1 protein-coding gene and 3 pseudogenes are annotated in these 2,342 nt (G+C 32.8%); 3 read left to right on the top strand and 1 reads right to left on the bottom strand.

The window, feature by feature from the left end; translation table 11 throughout:
- Positions 1–446 precede the first annotated feature (446 nt).
- From Aba26S_RS20690 to Aba26S_RS20680, 3 genes and pseudogenes are all read left to right on the top strand, one after another.
- Positions 447–1,325, top strand: a complete 879-nt coding sequence (locus Aba26S_RS20690; protein ID WP_043041805.1) for an IS982 family transposase — start codon at positions 447–449, stop codon at positions 1,323–1,325.
- A 33-nt stretch (positions 1,326–1,358) separates the two neighbouring features.
- Positions 1,359–1,676: pseudogene (locus tag Aba26S_RS20685) on the top strand (Tn7 transposase TnsA N-terminal domain-containing protein); the annotation flags it as partial.
- A pseudogene (locus Aba26S_RS20680) lies at positions 1,672–2,007 on the top strand (hypothetical protein); the annotation flags it as partial. The pseudogenes Aba26S_RS20685 and Aba26S_RS20680, both read left to right, overlap by 5 nt.
- 147 nt (positions 2,008–2,154) lie before the next feature.
- On the opposite strand, the pseudogene Aba26S_RS21280 reads toward Aba26S_RS20680, so the two are convergent.
- Positions 2,155–2,342, bottom strand: a pseudogene (locus Aba26S_RS21280) (hypothetical protein); the annotation flags it as partial.

Raw genomic sequence — 2,342 nt, 5'->3', positions numbered from 1 at the left:
CATCACTAGAACTCAAAAAGATGGCAACTATTAAATATTGCCATCTTTTTTTTGATATAGATCTATTGTCATTTACAGCAATAGAATAGAGTGGCATTATAGATAATCAATAGGTTGTCACTCTAATTTCACACAATTAAATTAGATTATTTACATAAATAGATAAGAGTGACTTGCAAAATTACATTAATAGGCACGAGTGCCTGAATGGTGACTTTTTTATGAAAAAATTGAGTGACGAATACTTACCTGTTAGAAAAGCTCAAACTGTTTATGGGAGTATTTCGGGAAATTATGCCTTTAGAGGTGAAAAAACCATATGGTTTGAATCGACCCTTGAGCGTGATTTCATACTTAACCCGAATTACGGATAAGAAAACCGCTTGAAAAAAAGATGGTTAGAGCCATTTAGAAAGTTACTACACAAACCAAAGACTCTAACCACCATGTTTGATTTTACAGAAATCTTCTGTGTTATTGATGATTTTTTTAAGAAATTTGAACCTATCTATTGGCAATTTCTCAAGCAGGAAAATAAGCGTAAACGAATTCGATTAGCAACCTTATCCCTCTCTGAAATTGTGACGATTGCAATTTGTTATAAAACATCGCAAGTAAATAATTTTAAAACATTTTTCCAATTGCTTTATCAATTTGAGAGTAAATTATTTAAGTCTTTGCCTTGCTATAAAAATATGCTCAGCCTGATTAACCAACATCAGCTTGCGATTCATGCACTACACCGTGCTTTAAGCAAAGGACAAGCATGTCAATATCTATGGATTGACTCAACACCTTTACCTGTTTGTAAAAACAAAAGAATTCCTAGAGGTCACCATGCTTTGGAGGATATTGCTTCTCGTGGCAAAAGTTCTATAGACTGGTTTTATGGTTGCAAATTAAACCTTCTCATGAATAGTGAAGGACAAATTGTGAAAACAGTTTTATCCACTGGACACATTGCAGACATTATAAAAATCGAAGAATTAGTTGATGGCTTATTGGCAACTGTTTATGGAGATAGAGGTTATATTGGAAAATCAATAAAAACTAAATTATTAGAGCAAGATATTGATTTAATTACTTATCCTAGAAAGAATATGCGAGTAAGTCTATTGCCTTTTTCTGATGAATACCACTTGAGACAGCGGAAAAAAATTGAAACGTTAATTGGCTTATTGAAAGAAAAATACCATTTAGTAAGCAGTAAACATCGGACTATTTCCGGTTTTCTAGCAGGCATATTTTCATCTTTATGTGCTTATCAACTCTGTCAGAAGAATAAGCCAAAAATTCATGTCGTTAGAAATTTAGCTTATCCGTAACTAGGGTTACTTAAGCAAGAATTTAATAACAATGTGATTGATGTTATCGGTCAACCTGTAGTTATCCCCTACATTACTGAATTGGGTAATCAATCAACCTACACTCCTGACTTTTTAGTGCAGTTTTCAAGCTCGAATTGTGATGATTTTGAGGATTTTCCTGTACCAATGCTCATCGAAATTAAGCCTAAGAAAAAGCTTGTTGAGGACTGGGATAAGTTAAAACCAAAATTCAGAGCAGCCCATCGTTTTGCTGCTGATAAAGGATGGAAGTTCAAAATTATCAGTGAAACAAGATTATATGATCAGTATTGGGAAAATATTAATTTCTTAAAAAAATTTAGACGCTCTCTATTCGGGTCAAGCTGCTGCGCTCACTGGATTCATTAACTTTTTGAATGAGAATTACGGTGCTTCCATTGATTATTTAAAATTGAAAAAATCTGATTTTTTAAAGACTAAACAAAAGAAAAAACTAGAAATGGAACTTATTGCACTTACCCAAACTGATTTAAGTGACAGTGAATTTATTCTAAGTTGGGTCAGAAGTGGACTTAGATATTTTCATCAACTTCCTTACATTGATGCCCTAAAGATTAAAAAGGAAATGATTACTGAGATCGAGGATGGTTTTACTGTTGTGCTTAATGGGCAATATTATTGGTTGCCAAAAAAACAATAAGTTGAAGCACTTAAAATAATGATCAGTGAGTTGGCTGATCATTATTATTGAGATTTCAGCAGATTATTTTAGTAATTGTCCCACCGCTCATTAATGAAATATTAAAAAGACGCGCTGAAAATTCTGAGATAGTAGTATGTGAGACCTTTATAGAGTAGATTTCCATGTGTTAATTAAGTTATCACCACCACCCAAAAAATCACCTAATGAAGCTTTAAATGCATAACGTAGAACAATCACATTAAGGCAATCGCCTATCAATTGAGTAGGCATATCGGATATATCATCTAAATTGATAGATGTTCTTAAATGACAATCACATAAGAAAAGTGGCA

It is taken from the genome of Acinetobacter sp. NBRC 110496, assembly GCF_000876115.1.
Lineage (GTDB): Bacteria > Pseudomonadota > Gammaproteobacteria > Pseudomonadales > Moraxellaceae > Acinetobacter.
This window is presented reverse-complemented; position numbering and strand designations above follow the sequence as displayed.

Excerpts from the sequence above, each read along its gene's own strand:
- Aba26S_RS20690 (WP_043041805.1), top strand. The coding sequence starts at position 447 with ATGTTTGATTTTACAGAAATCTTCTGTGTTATTGATGATTTTTTTAAG.